Raw genomic sequence first — 18550 nt, 5'->3', positions numbered from 1 at the left:
ATCGCCTGCAGCGCTCACCCCAGATCTCCGCGTCCGTCGCCAAGCGAACAGATCACCTTGTCCAACGTGATGGGAAGATCGCGAATTCGCTTGCCGGTGGCGTTGAAGACCGCGTTCGCGACCGCTGCGCCCACCCCCGTAATTCCGATCTCGCCAACACCGCGCGCGCCCATCGGCGTGTGCGGATCGGCTTCCTCATTCCAGATTATGTCGATCTGCGGCACGTCGAGGTGAACTGGCACGTGATAGTCAGCGAGCGATGGGTTCATGACGCGGCCAGTTCTCTCGTCGAACTGGGTTTCCTCCATCAGTGCAAGGCCGAGGCCCATGATGATGCCGCCGCGAAACTGGCTAGCGGCGGTTTTGGCGTTGATGATCCGACCGCAGTCGAACGAGCCGAGGAAGCGGCTCACGCGGATCTCGCCGGTGACGGCATCGACCCGCACCTCGCAGAAGAGGGCACTGTGGCTATGCATGGACCAGTGTTGCAACTCAAACGGCATCGGAGCGTCCGCCTCGACAGTGACTTCCTCACGGCCGGCGCGGGCGAGTATGGCGGCGTAGGTCTCGAATCGGCTTTCATCCTCCAGGGCACAGAGGCCGCCGTCCCGGCCGCCCACCTCGTCCGGTAACAGGCCAGAGAGAGGCGAGCTATTGCCGGCGAGCCGGAGCAGCTCTTTGACGAGCTTGTGATGGGCCGCAATCACGGCAGCGCCGATGGCTGCGGTCTGCTGCGAACCGCCCGCCAGCACCACGCCCGGCAACCGGGAGTCGGCGTATTCGAAGTCGACGTCGTCCATGGCGAGGCCGAGGCGCTCGGCGGCGACCTGGGTTTGAGCGGTCGATGTGCCCATGCCCATTTCGTGCGCGGCGATGCCGACGGTGGCGCGCCCTTCTTGGGTCAGGGTGATGCGCGCCGCGCCGCCTGGCATCCGATAGTAAGGATAGGTGCCCGTGGCACAGCCCATGCCGACGAGCCAATCGCCATCGCGCCGTGCGCCCGGCTGCCCACGCGCTCCCCAGCCGAATCGCTCGCGGCCGGCCTTCCAGGCCTCGACGATGCCGCGCTGAGAAAAGGGCAGCCCCGTCGTCGGATCCTGTTGCGGCTCATTCCTGATCCGCAATTCGATGGGGTCCATGCCCATGGCGTGGGCGAGCTCATCGATGCCGGATTCCAGCCCGAACGTGCCGACGGCCTCGCCCGGCGCCCGCATGAAAGTATTGGCCGTCATATTCATTTTGACGGTCTCGACATCGAGCAGGAAGCTTCGGGAAGCGTAGGCGTTCTTCGCCGGCAAAATGAAGGGTTCCGGCATGTTGTTGTGTGGCGTCATTGCGACCGTGCCGGTGTGGATCAGAGCGTCCAGGGTCCCGTCGGCCTGCGCGCCCAGCGCCACGCGCTGTTCGGTGAGGGTGCGGCCGCCGACGATACGGAACACGCCTTCGCGGGACAGCGTAATCCGCACGGGGCGCTGTGCCAGCTTCGCCGCCGCCGCTGCCAGCACCTGATGTTGCCACAGCGTTTTTGAACCAAAGCCGCCGCCGACAAACGGCGAAGTGACGTGCACCTTTTTCTCGTCGATGCCGAATACCTGCGCGATAGTCCACGCTTCGTGGGTTACCGCCTGCACGGTGTCGTGGATCCGCAGTTCATCGCCCTCCCAAGCGAGCGTCGCTGCATGCAATTCGATCGGATTGTGGTTGTGGCGCGGAGTCGTATAGCGCACGTCGATCTTGTAGGGTGCTGCAGCCAGCATGGCCTCGGCATCCTTGATCTCGAGCTTCAGCGGCTCACCCTGGAAAACACCGGGCTCCGAACCGTTCGCCTTGGCCGCGTCGAGGGACGTTACCCCGTCGCTTCCCGTCTCATAGGTGACGCGGATCAGCGACTGGGCGTGGTCCGCCTGCTCCTGCGTCTCGGCCAGCACCAGCGCGACCGGCTGGCCATTCCAGTGAACCTGCTCGTCCTGCATGATCGGCACGTCATCGCCGCCCGCGGCCTTGGGCTGGCTCATGAACGCCGGCATGGGCTTGAGGCGAGGCGCGTTTTTATAGGTCATCACCAGTGCGACGCCTGGTGCGGCCTCGGCGGCGGTGGTGTCGATCTCGACGATGCGCCCACGGGAGATAGATGAATACTTGAGCGCCGCGTAGGTCATTCCCTCCATGGGGAACTCCGCAGCGAAGGTCGCCCGACCGCAAACCTTCAACGGCCCGTCGATCCGGCTCACCGGTGCGCCGATCAGGCCATGCGTGTGACGGATCAGTGGATCTGGCTTGCCGCCGGGGATGAAGCTGTCAGGGGCGAGGGCAATGGCCTTCTTCATCACCGCTTGCATGGCGTCCTTGAGGATAGGCATCAGCGAATCTCCTGAAGAGCGGTCAACTTGACTAGCGTGTCGGTGATCACGCGCTGACCCAGTTCGATCTTGAAGGCGTTGTCGCGAAGACCGCGAGCGGAAGCGAGTTCCGCCTGCGCCGCCGCGCGGAACGCCGCCTCGGTCGCCGGACCGCCCTTTAAGGCGGCCTCGGCCGCCTTGGCGCGCCACGGTTTGTGGGCGACACCGCCGAGAGCGATCCGCACCTCCTTCACGACGCCGTCCTGCACTTCCAGAGCCGCAGCCACCGAGATCAGGGCGAAGGCATAGGAGGCGCGATCACGCACCTTTCGATAGCTGGAGCGGCCCGCCAAGCCGGGTGGCAAGGTCACGGCGGTGATCAGTTCGCCTGTCTCCAACACCGTTTCCATCTGCGGCGTTTCGCCGGGCAGGACATGAAAATCGATCAATGGAATGTCGCGTGCGCCGTTGTGGCCCTCCACCGTTACCAACGCATCCAGGGCGGCCAACGCCACGGCCATGTCCGAGGGGTGGGTCGCGACGCAGGCAGTGGAGGCGCCGAGGATGGCGTGCATGCGGTTGAAGCCGTCTATGGCGTCGCAGCCCGTTCCGGGCGCGCGTTTGTTGCAATGCGCGGCGTCGTCATAGAAGTAGCCGCAGCGGGTGCGCTGCAGGAGGTTGCCGCCCACCGTCGCCATGTTGCGGATCTGGGCCGAAGCCCCTGCCAGGATGGCCTCGGACAACAGCGGATAGCGCTCGCGCACGCGCCGGTCAGCCGCCACGGCAGTGTTCTTGACCCCGGCGCCGATCCGCAAGCCTCCGCCGTCCGTCTCCTCTATTGCGCACGAGAGGCCTGTGACGTCGACCAGCATCTCCGGATGCTCGATGGTCTCGCGCATCAGGTCGACGAGGTTGGTGCCGCCGCCCAGGTATTTGGCTCCTGATCGAGCGCCAAGCGTCAGTGCTGCCTGCTGGTCCGAAGGGCGTTCATAGCTGAAGGGGTTCATCAGGCAACCTCGCGCTTGCTGGGCTCAGTCTCGGCCTCGGCCGTACCGAACGTGTCCTGGATCGCGTCGACGATGCCGTTGTAGGCGCCGCAGCGGCACAGATTGCCACTCATTCGTTCGCGCAGCTCTGCGTCTGTCAGTGCAAAGCCTTCTGCCGCCACGTCCTCGCTGACATAGCTTGGCACGCCGCACTTCAACTCCTCGACCATGCCGATGGTCGAGCAGATCTGCCCGGGGGTACAGTAGCCGCACTGGAAACCGTCATGTTCGACGAAGGCCGCCTGCAGGGGGTGAAGCTTGCCCGGTGCGCCGAGCCCTTCGATGGTGGTGATCTCGCAATCCTGATACTGCACGGCCAACGCAAGGCAACTGTTGATACGTACTCCGCTGACCAGGACGGTGCAAGCACCACATGCTCCCTGGTTACAGCCCTTTTTGGCGCCGAAGAGGTGAAGCCGTTCACGCAGCAAATCGAGGAGCGATGTCCTGGGGTCAAAGTCCAGCTCGACCTCGTCGCCGTTAATGACAAAATGCATGCTTGCCTCCAATCAATGTCGGACTTGCGCCGTGAGGTTAACGCCTTCCGTAAGGGCACCGAGTCAACGGCCTCTTCGGCCCGCCGGCCCAACGCCGGACCTCGCAGTGAACCGATAGCGGCGAACAGCACTTCTACTTTAGTCGACGGGAAAGAACCCAACTTGGCGGATAGTCGGTAATAGCTCCAGCCAGAAGACAGAGCAATTCCCGGGCCTTCCAACGAGCATGGCCGGGGCGCGAGGAACTTCCGTCCCGGTAGATGTCTACGGAACGGGGCCCGCGCGGCCTCAATTCATCCCAACGTGACGAACATGTTCGGGCGTTTAAACGTGGACCACGTGTAAAAACGGGAGCATGAAAGTCTTTCGTTACGTGGTGTCGCCAAAACCGCAGGTTCGGCCGACGCCCGTCAAATCGACGATTAGCGTAAATACGCATCCGCTGGTGGACGATTGCCACTTCGATGCGAATGCTTGACGGACCTCGTCAGTTGCCCACGCACGGATACCCACCACCGAGGTCATCGCAGGTGACGCAAAGCGGTCATTCATTCGCCAATTGACGTTGGAAGACGGCGGATCTTTGATCTAACCTCGTTATGACCTCAAGCTCGACACCAACCGCGCCGATAACCCGATAAAGTATCCACTCCGAACGGCTCGCACATAATAGGTAATCGGGCAATGCGCTTAGGCCAGCACAAACCGTCAACCGATCAGGCGCTCGTCATTGAGAATCCGCCCCGCGCTGTGCGCGTCCAGCGCAGCAAACAGACGACGTACATCAAAGCATCGTGCGACGTAGGTGGGGCCATCTGTTTCGTTCGAGCCGGTGCAAGTGGTCAGAGCTCGCGCCTCGTCCGGACGTTCCAGCTCATCCCGCCTGAGCCATTCGGCGACGGCATCGTCGTCTTCGGGCTCCGCGGCGCTGCACTCGAGCGACTCAGAAACGATGATGCACTGGCCGAGGCCATCGGTGCGTTGCTGAAGGCGGGCGCGCGGCTAACGCTGCAAAAGAACAAGCTTGTAGCCAGTGTCGGCAATGCCAAGGCAACCGAGTCTAAAGAGGCGCTCTCCTTTTATGTCGGGTCGGCGGCTACAAGAATAGAAAAGCTCATTGGCCCCTCTGCGAACGACGCTACCGGCACCGACCGGCTCACTCTGCCCTACGTTCTTTATTCGACTGTGTCGGCTTTGATATTTGGCACGTGTCTCGGGATTTTAGAGTCATCATTGAAGCCGCTGACGATAGCGGCGTATTCACTCGCTCTAGGGTTTGTGTTCGCAGGCGCAGCGGTCGTGTTCGTCATTCCCGCGCACCTGCGCAAGAACGCACTCGGTGGTGCCGTAGCGTTCAACGCGGTTGTTTCTGCGCTCATCGGGTCGATTTTCCTGGGATCGAGCTTTGCGATGATCGGGAACACCTATGTGGGAGAGAAGTTGTTGAACGCCCAGGAAGTTCTTATGGAAGGCACCATTGTCCTGACGCATGGAAAGCACACGAGTTGCTGGCTGTATCCAGATCATCCGTCGTCAAGTCTCGTGCAGGGCGTGTCATTCGGAAGGCTGCCGCTCAAATGCAGCGAGGTGCACTATCACGACGATCCGACGCCGCGTCTTTACGACGTCGAACTCAATCCCGGTCTGCTGGGTGCGCCCTTCGTGCAATCGATCCGCGCAGCAGAGGCTGCGCAGGTCGAGTGATTTCAATGAACACCCCACCACTACCGATGACCAACGCCGCGTCATAACCGTCGCGCGAGTGCCTGGAAGCGCCAGCGCGACTAGAGGTCAATAACCAGTTCGTCAGATTTAGCCCGCGACACGCAGATCATGAGTGATTTGTTAGCCACCTGCTCCTCTTCACTCAACACGTAGTCACGATGCTCTACTTCGCCCGACAAAACCTCAACCTCGCAACTGCGGCACAGTCCTTCCCTGCAGGAAAACGGCGGGCAGACTCCCTGACGCTCAAGGCTCTCCAGAATCGACTCCTTGGGCTCAACGACGCATCGCTTTCCCTGCTTTGCAAGCACGACAGTGAACGATCGCTCGCTGTTAGCGGAGATTTGCGTTGGTGACGCAGAGAAGCGCTCAAAATGCAGGTTTTCGCGCGGTATGCCGCTTTGCTGGCTGTGAAGCGATACGGCATCCATCAGTCCAGCAGGTCCGCAGCAATAGATGTGCTCCCCCACCTTTACATCGCTTATTAATGTTTGAATGTCGGTCGTCTGACCGGCCAACTCGTCGTTGGCGTGCACATGAACGCTATCACCGAAAGCAGACAATTCATCGAGGTACGCTGCGCACGTCCGTGAGCGCACACAATAGTGCAATTGCCAGAGGATTGAATGACGGACGCACCATCTAATCATACTGAGGATCGGCGTGATGCCTATTCCGCCAGCAATGAAACGATGGCACATCGCGTCACGTGAGAGCCTGAATAACGTGCGGGGCTCGCCGATGGTCAGAGAGTCGCCTTCGCGAAGCGATGTGTGCAGATAGCTCGATCCGCCGCGCGATGCGGCGGCAAGTCCGACGCCAAGACAGTAACGGCTCGTCTCGGACGCGTCGTTGCACAATGAATACTGCCGTGTAAGACCGTCGGCCAGATAGACATCGATATGCGCGCCAGGCTCGAACCCGGCGAGCGCCGCGCCATCTGCCGCCTGCAACTCGATGCCGAGTATCCCTTCCGCCTCGCGCTTCAAGCGCGTCACTTTCATCTCGATCATCTCAACCTCGCCGGACCGCTTCGGACACCTGCGCTTTCTCTTCTTCAAGCCGTTGATTCACAGCCCAGCGGAACTGGGACAGCGCGGCGTCGATGCCAAATGGCATCATTTTGAAGCTCGGGTCCAGCGCAAGGTTTTTCTGTTGGGCGGTGATGATGTCGCGGTCTTCATCGAACGCATCGACAACCGCCTGATGGATCGCGCGCGTGACGTCGGGTTGGTCAATCGCAAAGTTGTGCGGATGACCGAAGAAATAATGCGTGGAGTTTTCCGTTTCAGGCGTGAGCGCCTGACAACCATGGAATTCGGCGGCATCAACACGCGCTCCCTCTTGCGCGCCTGTACCGACCGGCGCCATGCCGGAATCCATCCGCAGGATCGCGGGAACGGTGAAGTCGTAAACGTTCCAGCGGTCGACCTTACCCGGCCAGTCCTTCACGGCTGCGGCGAACGGGGGAGCGTCCGTATTCAAAGTCCAGCGCGTGATGCGCACGCCGCCGTCGATCCGCTCGACTTTGGGCTGTACCTTCGCGTAGTCCTCGGGGCCGCCCAGCGTGGTCGGATGCACGAACGGCAAATGCGAGAAGTCCAGCAGGTTGTCGCAGATCAGCAGGTAATTCACGTCATAGTGAATGTAGCCAGGCAAGCTGCGCCACGCCGGATCATCGAGCCAGTGGGTGTCAGGAATAGTTTCCGGGTCTGCTAGGGATGGGTCGCCCATCCAGATCCAGATCCACCGATGCCGCTCGACGACCGGGAAGCTTCGCACCTTCGCCTGCGGCGGAATGCGCTGCTGGGCCGGCGCTTCAACACACGTCCCGGCGCTGTCGAACTTCAGGCCGTGATACATGCAGCGGACACAATCGCCCTCACGCCGGCCAACCGACAGTGGCGCGCCGCGATGACAACAACGGTCCTCGAGCGCCACCACGCCGCCGCTTGCCTCGCGATACAGCAGAACCGGGATATTGGTAATGACGCGATTGAAAAGCGCTTCGCCCTCCACCTCATGCGACCAGGCGGCCACGTACCACGTATTCCTGATGAACATCGTTGTCTCCTCCATTTGCATGCGCCCTGTCGGGAGGACGCTTGACCTCACGATAGATTTGGCATCATCATGCGTCAAGCCAATGGAGCTAATGCGAGGAATGCACGGCGTGCATATACGTGATCTCGATCTCAACCTGCTTGTCGTATTCGACGCGCTGCTTCGTGAACGAAGCGTGACTCGCGCGGCCTCGGAAGTGGGCCTCTCGCAGGGCGCAATGAGCCATGCGCTGAACCGTTTACGGGCGTTTTTCGAAGATCCTCTGTTCGTCAAGACGCCAGCAGGCATGGAACCGACGCCGAAAGCAAGCATGCTCGGCGTGTCGATTATCGAAGTCATGACGACATTGCGTCAGGACGTCGTCTCGCAGGCACGCTTTGATCCTTCAACGGCGCGGCGCACATTCGTTCTGTGCATGACCGACATGGGGGAACTGGTCTTCCTGCCACCGCTGATCCGGCGGTTGCGCAAGGAAGCACCGAACTGCACATTGCGATCCGTGCAGGTTCCAATTGAACAGATTGAGGGGCTGCTCGCGTCTGGAGAAGCAGATCTTGCGTTGGGCTCGATCCGCGCCGCGCCCGACGATCTATTCCAACAGCAATTGTTCTTGCATTCGTTTGTGACGATGGCCAGCGTGCGGAACAAGGCCATCGGTGAATCGATTACGCGCGAACAGTTCGAAACGATGCCGCAGATTGTTGTTTCCTTGACTGGGCGAGCCAGCGCGGCTTATGACAGTGCATTCGACGAATACGGAATCACACGCAACGTATATCTGACGACACCACACTTCCTCGTCGTTCCTCTGTTGATCGACGAACATCCCGAACTGATCGCAACGGTACCGCTGGAACTTGGAAATACCTTCGCCAAACTCGGTACCGTCAGAATCCTGCCGCCGCCCGTGGCGCTCCCACCATTTGCTCTTCGTCAACACTGGCATACACGCTTTCACGACGAACCAGCGAACATCTGGCTTCGTCAACTCATCAAGCGGACTTTCGAGCGTTATCCCGACTTACCGGCTGAATAGCGACAAGCGCCGACATGCTCTGCTATCTCTACGGAACTCGGGGGATTCATCCATGCTCGCTGCCAAGCAGCCGCGCGTCCAGGCGCCGCGCTAGCGCCGCGCCGCCTTCGCGCATCACTGCATCGTGGTTCCATTGGAAAACCGGTCGCAACAACGGCGCCAATGCATTCATCCATGCGCGATTCGTATGCACGCACCAGTCATAGCGCACCACGGTAAGGTTGCGTCCGTCGCTCGAAAAGCTCCATCGGCCGGCGCCTTCGACGTCGCCACTGGCTTCCCCCTCCAGCGCGACCAATGGGTCGACGCGCGTCACCCGCATATCGAAGACGAGGCGATAGGGCAACCAGCCTTTCCACGTATAGCGTTGTACGGCGCCCACGCCCTGATCGGAACCTGCCTGTAGCTGGTCCACGCGCTCGACGTTATTCCACCACTCGGGCCACCGCGCCGAATCGTGGATTGCCGCCCAAACTTCCTGCACCGGCGCGTCGATGCGCCAAATGGTGGAAAAGCGGTATTCGACCGTCCGCAAGCTGCCTCCATTCCGGGTTCTTCCGGAGATTTTGTCAGATGCTCACTGCACTTGCCATCACCGGCGAAACAGGACCGCGTTTGCACCCCTCGATATCTGGTCGAGCCATCTGCTTCGCGGACGTCCGCTCTCTTGCGAGAAGCGGACGTCGAGACCCGAAGCTCAGGCGCTCCCGCTCGGCCTGATCGGAGACGGCTTATTGCGCAGGAGAGTGCAACACTATTTGAAAACCTTCGGCTGCCGAAGGCGGGACAAAGTACTGTGTTATCTGGTCGAACTGTGCGTCGGTCGTTTCGAACGGATGCTCGCCTGAGGCATTGCGCGCCCTAAGGCGAGTCTTACAAATCTCATCACTGACATCCAGATAGTGGAGTCGGTGTCCCACCCTGGCTCCGCTAAATAACTCGCGCCCCCATGCACGGCTGCTGATGGTATTGAAGGGAAAGTCGAGAATAACGGACATCCCTGCCGATAGAAGTGCCTGGACATGATCCGAGAGCACCCGTCTAACGCGTGCCGAGCAACGTACATAGTCGTCCAACGTGCGAATCTCGCCGGCATAGAGATGCGCCATCCAAACATCCTCACTGATGACCAAAGCGTTCTCCGTGCACGCCAGGCGTTTCGTCAGCGTTGATTTCCCCGACGCGATTTTGCCGCAGACCATGTGAAGAACGGTTGCCTTGTCCAAACTGGCCTCGCTGTTACTCGTCATTTGATCTGCTCCGCGGAGTGTATGCGCGACCCACAATGCCGCAGTGGAGGCCGCGATTGCAATGAGAATTGACCCAGCCGGCAGCTAAGCGCTGCCTACGCGTCACCCAGACCGAGCACGGTGAGAGCCGCTATACGGGTTTCGTCGCTTGCGTAAAGCAGAACTACAACGTCGTCTCGTTTCGCGTGGGTAAATGGCTCACTCATGTGATCTGCTATTTTATGCACATTGTCGATCGCGGCGGTAAGCACGCTTTGACTTCGACGGGTTGCCATATTGCCCAAAGAGTGCGTCTCAATCGCAGGACGTAGATGGATGAAAATCCTCTTACCGTCCACGACGGAGACGACTTTTCCTTCGTGAACGCCCCTTCCCCATTTGCTTTTAATCCTCATATTCCCTCAGGCCTTTTTAATTATTTTCTCGAATGGAACGGAGAATACCGCATCCAGAAAGCGCCGACCGAATTGGCGACACGATCCACGGGATTCAGGCCGCGTAGAGACGAGCGTGACCCGTCTTTCCGTGAACCGACGAATGTCCGTTCTCTGGTGCGGGCACGCTCGAATGTCGGCGTCGTTCCATCTCCATTGTTTCAACTACGCTCGAACGCCCTTGACCGTCCGTCTCAGTTAGCCCTCGTTCCCGTCATCAGGCCGATCGTCGACGCCGCGACATCCGCCTGATCAACACGCAGGGCGAGTTCGTCTTCGGGTTCCTTATTTCGCGCAAGGTAACGCCTCCCGATACGCGCGAAAATCCATGTAGTCAATCCGCATAGTGGGGGGTCGATTGCACGACCAATGTGCCGTCAGCACGAATCGCAGTTCGATTTTTGTCGCACACTGTCGCCCAAGCGCCCGCTGCGCGGTATGCTTGCCTCTGCACAACGGCATGGTGCCGTGTCCGAGCCAGCAGATTCACGCGTCAATCGCTCGGCGATGCGAAAAACCACCGTAATCTTGTCGGAGACGGGCACATGAGCACGACCATCTCAATCGAAGAGTCACCCCGCATCATCGGGATCGTGACCAAGGTCTACTCGGGTTTGTTGGTGGTTGGTTTTGCGCTTATTCCCGCCTATCTGATTGCTTATCTGGCTTTCTTTCAAGACCCGAGCCTGAAGTTCGAAAACCACGCGTTCCACGAAATCGCGATCGCAGCGGCGACGCTCGAGGGGTTGTTTGTCACCTATGTGACCTGGCGTTGTTATCTGTCGTCGGGTGAACCGCTGTTGCGGTGGCTGAGTCTGGGCTTTCTAGGCTTTGTGCTGGTCTATGCGCTGCACGGCGCGTTCACCGGCATGGCTCACCATAATATCTGGCTATTTCTGCTCTATGGACCGGCATCGCGTCTGGTGATGTCGGTGCTGCTATTGGTCGGGCTTCTCTCGTACCACCGCGCGCCGGACGCGGTCGAGCGGCGCTCGAAGCCGGGCCCGTGGCTGACGTGGATCGCCGTGTTCGTCCTGATCGACCTGGTCGTCGGCGTCATTGCGAACTCGCCAATTGCGAGCAACCTCGCAGTGCGACTCTCAATGGAGGGCGGAGCGCTCGTCTTCTCGACGCTGAACGTCATGGTGCTGATGCTGCGTCGCATTCGCTCGCCGCTGATGATGATCTACGGCATCTCGATCACGTCCTTCGCGCTGGCGTCTCTCGCGTTCATTATCGGCAAGCCCTGGAATCATATGTGGTGGCTGGCGCACGCGATCTTCGCCGCTGGCTTTTTCCTGCTGAGTTATGGCGTCGTTCAAGCGTTTCGCACGACGCGCTCCTTTTCGACGATCTATAGCCAGGAAGAACTGATGGCTCGCCTCGCCGAGGCGATGACACGCACGGAAAACGCCCTGCAGGAGCTCCAACGCACCAATCACAAGCTTGAGCATCTCGCGGCAACCGATCCGCTGACGGGTGCCGCGAACCGGCGCGAGTTTATCCAGCAAGTGGAGGCGGAAATCGCACGAGCCAGGCGAGGTGGTGCGCCGTTTTCGCTGCTGGCGCTGGATCTCGACCACTTCAAATTGATCAACGACAACTTCGGCCATCAGGTGGGTGACGAGGTATTGCAGCGATTCGTGCAGAAATGCCTTGATGCCATTCGCCCCTATGACGGCGTGGCGCGGGTCGGCGGCGAAGAGTTTATGGTGCTGCTGCCTAAAGCCGCGCTAGACGCCGCGCGTTCGATCGCGGAGCGCGTCCGGGGCGCCGTGGCTACCGAGGAGTTCTATACCAGAACCGGGCGAGCCGTCGCCGTTACCGTCAGTGTTGGTATCTCGGAGTTCGGCCGCGACGGCGACACGATCGACACGCTCTTACGAGTCGCCGATGAGCGACTTTACCAGGCCAAGCACAATGGCCGCAACCGCGTGGTGGCCGGATAGAAGCGTTTAACCTGTGATTTCGCGCCCCGATCGCAGCCAACGATCCAACTGGTTCAACCTTACCCGTCTACGCGAAACGCTCGCGTCTCGCATGTTCGCGCTGGAGCAACGGCGCGTACTCGTGCAATTCCCGTGGCGCGATGTCGAAGGCGCGACGGAATGCACGCGTAAAGCTCGACGCATCATTGAAACCCAACCCCGCGGCAATGTCCTGTACCTCCATATGCGGAAAGCGCACCAGCTCATCGGCCGCCATTCGTAGCCTGCGGCTGCGGATATAAGCGGCCAGGCCACCTTCATGCTCAAATATGCGATACACGCTCGCACGCGAGAGATGCAGCGATGCCAACACGCTGTCAGGCGACAAATCCGGATCGTGCAGATTGGTCTCGACGTGCCGCTTCACCTGTCCATAGACAGCAGCACGTACCGCCGCGCGGCCATTGCCGGAAAGACCCGCTTGACGGCTGAAAGCTGCGACGAGTAGCTCTGCCGCAGTGAGAAAGGACTGATGCGCTTCCTCTTTGCTCAAGCCGACGATTTGTCGCTTTAGCGCCACCAGATGCTCAATCAGTAAGCGTGTCAAAGCGGTGGTGGCGTGAATCCAGCGGCCATGCAGCGAGGCGGCATCAGGGAATGACGTTTCTACCAAGGCGCGCGGCACAAAAAGGAGCAGTAGCCGGCCATGAAAACTCCGGATTGTGCACGGCTGATCCATGTCCAGCGCGAGGATACTTGGCACTTGCGGTATGTGCGGCGCGTCGGAGGGTGGCTTGCCGCCCAGGAACTGCGCCGGCGGCCCCTCAAGGAACACGCTAAAGCTGATGTCGCGAACGCTTTCGGTCGAAACCCGACCTAACGACCGCACGGCCAGGTTCGGCCCGGTGCGGAAGTCGAAGAAGCTCAGATTGTCGATCGTGTAACGAGACAGCGATGCATCGAACGTATCCTCCGCTTGCTTTGAGGAAGGCTGTATGTCGTAGACGGGACTCATACGCTCCTGCCAGGCCAGGAAGCTTTGACGGGCGTCGCCTTGAACGCTGAAATTGCTGTGTACGATGCCGGGCGCAAACGTTGGCGGCTCCGGTGGCAACAACAAGCGGCTTAGCGGTATAGCAGTGGGTTGCGAGTCATCGTTCAATGCAGTGCTCATCGCTGATTTGCGTCCAGTTTTGGTCCGCCCCGTGCGGCTGAACTTTTTGTTGAACCACTAGCCCGCTAGGAGCGCGCTAGTATAGGTGCCAGCATACCAGTACTTATTTTGCCGTAGCGTCCAGCGAACGACTCGCCGGCAAATCGATCATTTAAATACTCGGAAACTTTGGGGCGTAATGATGCAAGGCCCATTCGCGCACTCGTTATCGCCACCTGCCGCCTTAACGGTTTCGCAACTAAGATCGGGCATCAGCAAGTCGGACGCCAAGGTCGCCGCGCTGTTGATGGATTGGGGGGCTCGCATTCCAGCTGCGGCCCAAAAAATGCAAACTCTGATCGCGAGGGCCGCGTGATGCGAATCGAAACGGGGGATTTTTCCACCAACGGGATCGAGCTACGAGCCGACATTGCCGGCAGCGGTATGCCGGTCCTGCTCTGCCACGGATTCCCTGAGTCGCGGCATTCCTGGCGCCATCAGGTGCCGGCGCTCGCTGAAGCGGGATATCGTGTGATCGCGCCCGATATGCGGGGCTATGGCGGCAGCAGCGCCCCGGAAGCGATCGAAGATTTTACGATTCTGCATCTGGTGGGCGACATGGTCGGATTGCTCGATACGCTAGGACATTCCAAAGCAGTGATCGTTGGTCATGATTGGGGCGCGCACGTCGCCTGGACGGCGGCGATGTTGCGGCCTGACCGGTTTATTGGCGTCGCTGGACTTTCGGTTCCGTTCATCCCTCGCACTACCTCTGCGCCACTCGCGACCCTGCGCCGCCTGGGGCGGGAGCGCTTCTACTGGCTCTGGTTCGAACCACGAGGTCGCGCCGAGGTAGAACTTGACGCCGATCCGGCGGAAAGCCTCCGCCGCATGTACTGGGGCCTCTCTGGGGCCGTGCCCGATCCGCTCTGGAACGGCATGGTCGCTGAGAGCGGATTTCTTGCCACCTTCCCGGTGCCCGCCGGTCTGCCGGATTGGCTGACGCCGGAGGACTTTAGCCTGCAAACAGCGGCTTTCGCCCGCGGCTTTCGTGCGCCGCTCGACTGGTATCGCAATCTTGATCGGAACTGGTGGTTGCTCGGCGCCTTTGCCGGCGCGCGCATCACACAACCAGCGATGTTTCTCGCGGGCGCGCGGGACCCTGTGTTGAATTGGCGACGTGACGCCTATGCTGCCCATTCGGAGACCTTGCCGGGCCTTGTCGCCAGCACACTGCTCCCTGGCGTCGGCCATTGGGTACAGCAGGAGGCGCCGGAAGCGGTCACGGCGGCGCTCCTCGACTTCCTGCAGACAATCAAGGCATCAGACTACTAGCCATCTAAGGGTGGCAATCTGTCTGCGCAGTGCCGCAAGGATGATCGTTTAGCGGCCCACGTGATGCGTTACAGATGACCGATGCGGAGCCATTGGACGGAGGGGTGTTCTCCAGTAACTACCGCTGGCACGACGGTGTGTACCAGTCGCAGACCGCGCGCCGAGTTCGCGAACCACACGATTGCATCCTTCGTCACCCGATTGGCGAGAACGAACGCCCGGAATCCGGGATTATTTCCCCAATGGAAGAAACAATTCTGGAACGGTTCGAGGCCCCAACCTAGTCCCCAGGCAACGTTGTGATCAGGCGGGTTCTCTCCGTGCAGGTCTTCAGCATCGTCGCCTTGTCGCGTGTTGACGCGCGGCATAAACCACTGATCGTAGCTTGCAACCGTCAGGCCGCGGCCAGCCAGCACATGCTGAACGAATCCGATATAGTCGGAGGCCGTTGTCAGGAGCGACCACGAGGCCTGCGCCGTCTGCACACGGCGCTTTGACACCGGCTCGCCTTCCCACTCGTGACCCTGCGCATAGTTTTTCGAGAAGTGTTCCTGCCATTCCAGGCTCGAACGAAGCATTCCCAACGGCTCGAACACGCGCTCGCGCGCCATTGTTTCCAGAGAGCGCCTACCGACAATCTCCATTGCCCGCTGAAGCCATGCGAATGCGCTGCTGCCGTAGCTAAATCTCTCGCCAGGATTGAAGTACGTACGAAGCGGGGCTTCGTCGCAAACTATATTGGGAAGGCCGCTCGTGTGCGTCAGAACATGAAAAGCCGTTATCTGGCGCGACCTCAAGTCGCCTGGCACGTATTCGCCGCAGATGTCGAACAGAGGTTGATGCAGGTTCAGAAGCCTTTCTTCGGCAAGTTGAAGAGCGATGAAGGCGACGATCGGTTTTGTTAAGGACGCGGCCTCGAAAACGGTCCGGGCGTCGACACCTGAGCGGTCATGCGCGCCCCGGACGCCGAAGTAGTATTCGGGGCCTCTCGCGCCGCCGCGAAGCGTTGCGAGCGACACGCCGGGTATCGGGCCGCTGGCAGTCGTTTCCGCGAGGAATTTACCTAGGTCAGTCATATGTTCGCGCTTCGGACAGTTTCACGGAGAGGAATTGAGACGCGGGGCCTTGCGCGCCGCGGCATCGGCGATCCGGCCGGAAGGGTTTCGTGTTCAGTCACCGATCGCTCGCGCGTCTTGCCCCTAGTCCGCTTGCTCACGTATCAGCAGGAGCAGCGCAATAAGCACAAGGACTATCGTCAAGCCGACAAAGAGCAGCGTCGCGCGTTGAACGTCGGCGAGTTGCACGGCGATGCCAAGGCCGATCACAGGGAGTGAGATCGCCACATAAAGCACGACGAAAAAGCTGGACGTAACTTCCGCGCGCCGGTGTGCAGGCGCGGCGGACGCGATCTCGCCCAGCCCGGCGCGGAAGCTGATGCCCTGCCCTATTCCTGCCAGGGCCGTGCCGAGCAAAAGCGCGCCGAGCGAGTGTTCCGGTACGCACAGGCCGACACACGCCAGTCCCACGACGAGTCCAATGCAGCCGGCCGCTTGCCGCCACCGCGCGGCAATGATCGTCTGCACGATCTGCCCAACGGCGGAGCACGCGAATAGCAGGAACACAATCGCGCCGGTCACGATGCCGCTATGAAAGCCGAGTACGACCCGAATCAGTTGCGGGGCGACCGCCGCAAAGAAGCCCACCACGACGAAACCGGCAAACCCTGCCAACGCGGCTGGAATGAACGCGCGGCGTACCTCGGCTGGAAGCGAAATTCTCTGAATGCCAAGCTTCACTCGCGCGGGAATCGAGGCGGTCTCCGGCACGCCAAGGACGAATAGTGCGGCGACGCCGACCAGCGCCAGATGCACCGCATAGGGCAAGCGCATCGGCCAGGGGAATAGTTCGACGAGGATGCCGCTTAGCAACGGACCGCAACCCAGCCCCAGCATATTGGAGGCAGTAGCCGCGAGCATGGCCTTGCCGCGCCATGCAGGCGGCGCGAGCTCGATCACAGCCACGGTGGCGGTTCCTGTGAAGATGCCGGCAGAAATTCCCGACAGCAGGCGGCCCAGCATCAGCAGCGCCAGCCCGTCGCTGAGCAGGAACGTCAGCGCCGATGCGGCCGACGCACATAGTCCCGCCAGCAGCATGCGACGACGGCCTAGCTGATCGGACCAGTTGCCGACCAGCAGCAGTGCACCCAGCACCCCGATTGCATACGAGGCATAGATCACCGTGATGACGGTCGGCGTAAATCCGAACTTCAGTTCGTAGTACCGATAGATTGCCGTCGGTAGCGTTGTACCCATCATGTTGATCGCGAAGGCCAACGCGACAGCCAGAAATGCGATCGGGGATTGCGGTGCGGCAGAAGCTGTTTTCATGAGACGTCCCAACGGTTGCTCGAAGACTGCGCGCAATTATGGGCAATTTCTCACGGCCTTGCTGGCGACTCGACAACGGCGGTCAGCTTCGACCCCGCTTTACACCTGTGGCTCGGCGCTGTTCCGCACCAGGTCGGCGGTTTTTTTCTGCGGGTTGTCGTGCGCGTAAGCGCCGTCGTAGCAATTAGTTTCCATGGGGAAAGTATGAAACCGTCAGGTGCCTTCTTGTGATCGCCGGATGCCGCTGAAATAATCGGCTCGTCTGCCCGTCCGATGGGCGCGTCGCCATTTGTCAAATCACATTCGACCCGGATGTGGTGCTTTACGTAGCGCTTTGATTAGAGAGCTTCACATGACTATTGAAACAATCGCAATTGAAGGTTTAACGACCCCCGTCTCACGCATCGGCCTTGGTACCTGGGCGATCGGCGGCTGGATGTGGGGCGGCACCGATGAGAAAGACTCGATCGCGGTAATCCGCCGGGCGCTCGATAGCGGCGTCAATCTGATCGACACAGCACCGGTGTACGGCTTCGGCGCTTCCGAGGAGATCGTCGGCAAGGCGCTGGCCGATGGGTATCGGCACAAGGCAGTCATCGCGACCAAGGTCGCATTGGAATGGCACGACGGCGCGGTGTTCCGCAATTCGTCGCCAGAGCGCATTCGTCAAGAAGTAGAGGATACGCTTCGGCGCTTGCGGACCGATTACATCGATCTGTATCAGGTCCACTGGCCCGATCCGCTGGTGCCGATCGAAGAGACCGCAGCGGTGCTGGACGATCTGCGCAAGGAAGGCAAGGTGCGGGCGCTGGGCGTCAGTAACTTCTCGCCTGCGCAAATGGATGCGTTCCGGCGCGTGGCGCCGCTGTCGACCACGCAGCCGCCGTACAACCTGTTCGAACGCGATATCGACCGTGACGTCCTGCCGTACGCAAAACAGCATGGGCTCGTCGCGCTTGCCTACGGGGCGCTGTGCCGCGGGCTGCTGGCGGGGCGCATCGGTGTCGAGACGCGCTTCGAAGGCGACGATTTGCGCCAGCGCGACCCGAAGTTTTGTGAGCCGCGTCGCGAGCAGTATGTCGCGGCCGTGAAAGCACTCAACGTGTTTGCGCGCGACAACTTCGACAAGTCGGTGCTCGCGCTGGCGGTGCGCTGGGTGCTCGATCGCGGTCCGACGATCGCGCTTTGGGGCGCACGTCGCCCGGCACAGCTGGACGGGATTGAAGATGTGTTCGGCTGGCGCCTCGACAAGAAGGCGTTCGAGCAGATCGACGCGATTGTCGCGCAGTTCGTCAAGGATCCAGTGGGGCCGGAATTCATGGCGCCGCCGGAACGCGTGCTTGTAGCGTGACAGGG

The 18550-nt window shown here is 60.5% G+C and carries 16 protein-coding genes; 6 read left to right on the top strand and 10 right to left on the bottom strand.

The genetic code is table 11. The features are described from left to right. Nucleotides 1-14: 14 nt before the first annotated feature. Genes HHL24_RS08105 through HHL24_RS08095 form a run of 3 tightly spaced genes read right to left on the bottom strand, consistent with a single transcriptional unit; the run spans nucleotide 15 to nucleotide 3882 of the window. Complete coding sequence (locus HHL24_RS08105) at nucleotides 15-2360, bottom strand: xanthine dehydrogenase family protein molybdopterin-binding subunit (protein WP_206002762.1); 2346 nt, start codon at nucleotides 2358-2360, stop codon at nucleotides 15-17. Continuing rightward, entirely contained in the window at nucleotides 2360-3346 is a 987-nt protein-coding gene (locus HHL24_RS08100) for an FAD binding domain-containing protein (RefSeq protein WP_169484985.1), read from the bottom strand. Before HHL24_RS08100 ends, HHL24_RS08105 begins: the two co-directional genes overlap by 1 nt. Further along, nucleotides 3346-3882, bottom strand: coding sequence for a 2Fe-2S iron-sulfur cluster-binding protein (locus tag HHL24_RS08095; RefSeq protein WP_169484984.1), 537 nt, complete (start codon nucleotides 3880-3882; stop codon nucleotides 3346-3348). The genes HHL24_RS08100 and HHL24_RS08095 overlap by 1 nt, the downstream gene beginning before the upstream one ends. Nucleotides 3883-4566: 684 nt before the next feature. Between HHL24_RS08095 and HHL24_RS08090 the strand changes: the two genes are divergently transcribed. Continuing rightward, nucleotides 4567-5586 carry a hypothetical protein gene (locus HHL24_RS08090; RefSeq protein ID WP_169484983.1) on the top strand — a complete coding sequence of 340 codons (1020 nt, stop codon included), beginning with the start codon at nucleotides 4567-4569 and terminating at the stop codon, nucleotides 5584-5586. A gap of 80 nt (nucleotides 5587-5666) precedes the next feature. Here HHL24_RS08090 and HHL24_RS08085 read toward each other — a convergent pair whose 3' ends face one another. Together HHL24_RS08085 and HHL24_RS08080 are read right to left on the bottom strand one after the other, a co-directional pair. Continuing rightward, a complete protein-coding gene (locus HHL24_RS08085) occupies nucleotides 5667-6620 on the bottom strand; it encodes a PDR/VanB family oxidoreductase (RefSeq protein ID WP_169484982.1) in 954 nt (317 codons plus the stop codon). Nucleotide 6621: 1 nt separating this feature from the next. Beyond that, complete coding sequence (locus HHL24_RS08080) at nucleotides 6622-7671, bottom strand: aromatic ring-hydroxylating dioxygenase subunit alpha (protein ID WP_169484981.1); 1050 nt, start codon at nucleotides 7669-7671, stop codon at nucleotides 6622-6624. Nucleotides 7672-7771: 100 nt separating this feature from the next. On the opposite strand from HHL24_RS08080, the gene HHL24_RS08075 reads away from it, so the two are divergent. Next, nucleotides 7772-8707 (top strand): LysR family transcriptional regulator, encoded by a 936-nt coding sequence (locus HHL24_RS08075; RefSeq protein ID WP_169484980.1) that lies wholly within the window; start codon nucleotides 7772-7774, stop codon nucleotides 8705-8707. Nucleotides 8708-8753: 46 nt separating this feature from the next. On the opposite strand, the gene HHL24_RS08070 is transcribed toward HHL24_RS08075, so the two are convergent. Together HHL24_RS08070 and HHL24_RS08065 are read right to left on the bottom strand one after the other, a co-directional pair. Beyond that, nucleotides 8754-9242: an SRPBCC family protein gene (locus HHL24_RS08070; protein ID WP_169484979.1), complete on the bottom strand. Its 489-nt coding sequence runs from the start codon at nucleotides 9240-9242 to the stop codon at nucleotides 8754-8756. A 196-nt stretch (nucleotides 9243-9438) separates the two neighbouring features. Beyond that, on the bottom strand, nucleotides 9439-9957 hold the full coding sequence (locus HHL24_RS08065) for an AAA family ATPase (protein WP_169484978.1): 519 nt from the start codon (nucleotides 9955-9957) through the stop codon (nucleotides 9439-9441). Between the two features lie 311 nt (nucleotides 9958-10268). On the opposite strand from HHL24_RS08065, the gene HHL24_RS08060 reads away from it, so the two are divergent. Together HHL24_RS08060 and HHL24_RS08055 are read left to right on the top strand one after the other, a co-directional pair. Beyond that, nucleotides 10269-10643, top strand: coding sequence for a hypothetical protein (locus tag HHL24_RS08060; RefSeq protein ID WP_169484977.1), 375 nt, complete (start codon nucleotides 10269-10271; stop codon nucleotides 10641-10643). A 293-nt stretch (nucleotides 10644-10936) separates the two neighbouring features. Then, nucleotides 10937-12340, top strand: a complete 1404-nt coding sequence (locus tag HHL24_RS08055) for a GGDEF domain-containing protein (RefSeq protein ID WP_169484976.1) — start codon at nucleotides 10937-10939, stop codon at nucleotides 12338-12340. Between the two features lie 67 nt (nucleotides 12341-12407). Here the strand turns inward: HHL24_RS08055 and HHL24_RS08050 are convergent, their stop codons facing one another. Next, nucleotides 12408-13334 (bottom strand): helix-turn-helix domain-containing protein, encoded by a 927-nt coding sequence (locus HHL24_RS08050; protein ID WP_230417376.1) that lies wholly within the window; start codon nucleotides 13332-13334, stop codon nucleotides 12408-12410. 513 nt (nucleotides 13335-13847) lie between these two features. On the opposite strand from HHL24_RS08050, the gene HHL24_RS08045 reads away from it, so the two are divergent. Continuing rightward, a complete protein-coding gene (locus HHL24_RS08045; protein ID WP_169485118.1) occupies nucleotides 13848-14807 on the top strand; it encodes an alpha/beta fold hydrolase in 960 nt (319 codons plus the stop codon). 68 nt (nucleotides 14808-14875) lie between these two features. Here the strand turns inward: HHL24_RS08045 and HHL24_RS08040 are convergent, their stop codons facing one another. Both HHL24_RS08040 and HHL24_RS08035 read right to left on the bottom strand, forming a co-directional pair. Next, entirely contained in the window at nucleotides 14876-15883 is a 1008-nt protein-coding gene (locus tag HHL24_RS08040; protein ID WP_169484974.1) for a serine hydrolase domain-containing protein, read from the bottom strand. Nucleotides 15884-16006: 123 nt separating this feature from the next. Then, nucleotides 16007-17194, bottom strand: coding sequence for an MFS transporter (locus HHL24_RS08035; protein WP_169484973.1), 1188 nt, complete (start codon nucleotides 17192-17194; stop codon nucleotides 16007-16009). A 352-nt stretch (nucleotides 17195-17546) separates the two neighbouring features. On the opposite strand from HHL24_RS08035, the gene HHL24_RS08030 reads away from it, so the two are divergent. Then, the gene (locus HHL24_RS08030; RefSeq protein ID WP_169484972.1) at nucleotides 17547-18545 is read left to right on the top strand and encodes an aldo/keto reductase; all 999 of its coding nucleotides are present in this window, start codon (nucleotides 17547-17549) and stop codon (nucleotides 18543-18545) included. Nucleotides 18546-18550: the final 5 nt, after the last annotated feature.

Source organism: Paraburkholderia polaris (assembly GCF_012927345.1).
GTDB lineage: Bacteria > Pseudomonadota > Gammaproteobacteria > Burkholderiales > Burkholderiaceae > Paraburkholderia > Paraburkholderia polaris.
The sequence above is the reverse complement of the archived record's forward strand: the minus strand, read 5'-3'. Positions and strand labels throughout refer to the sequence as shown.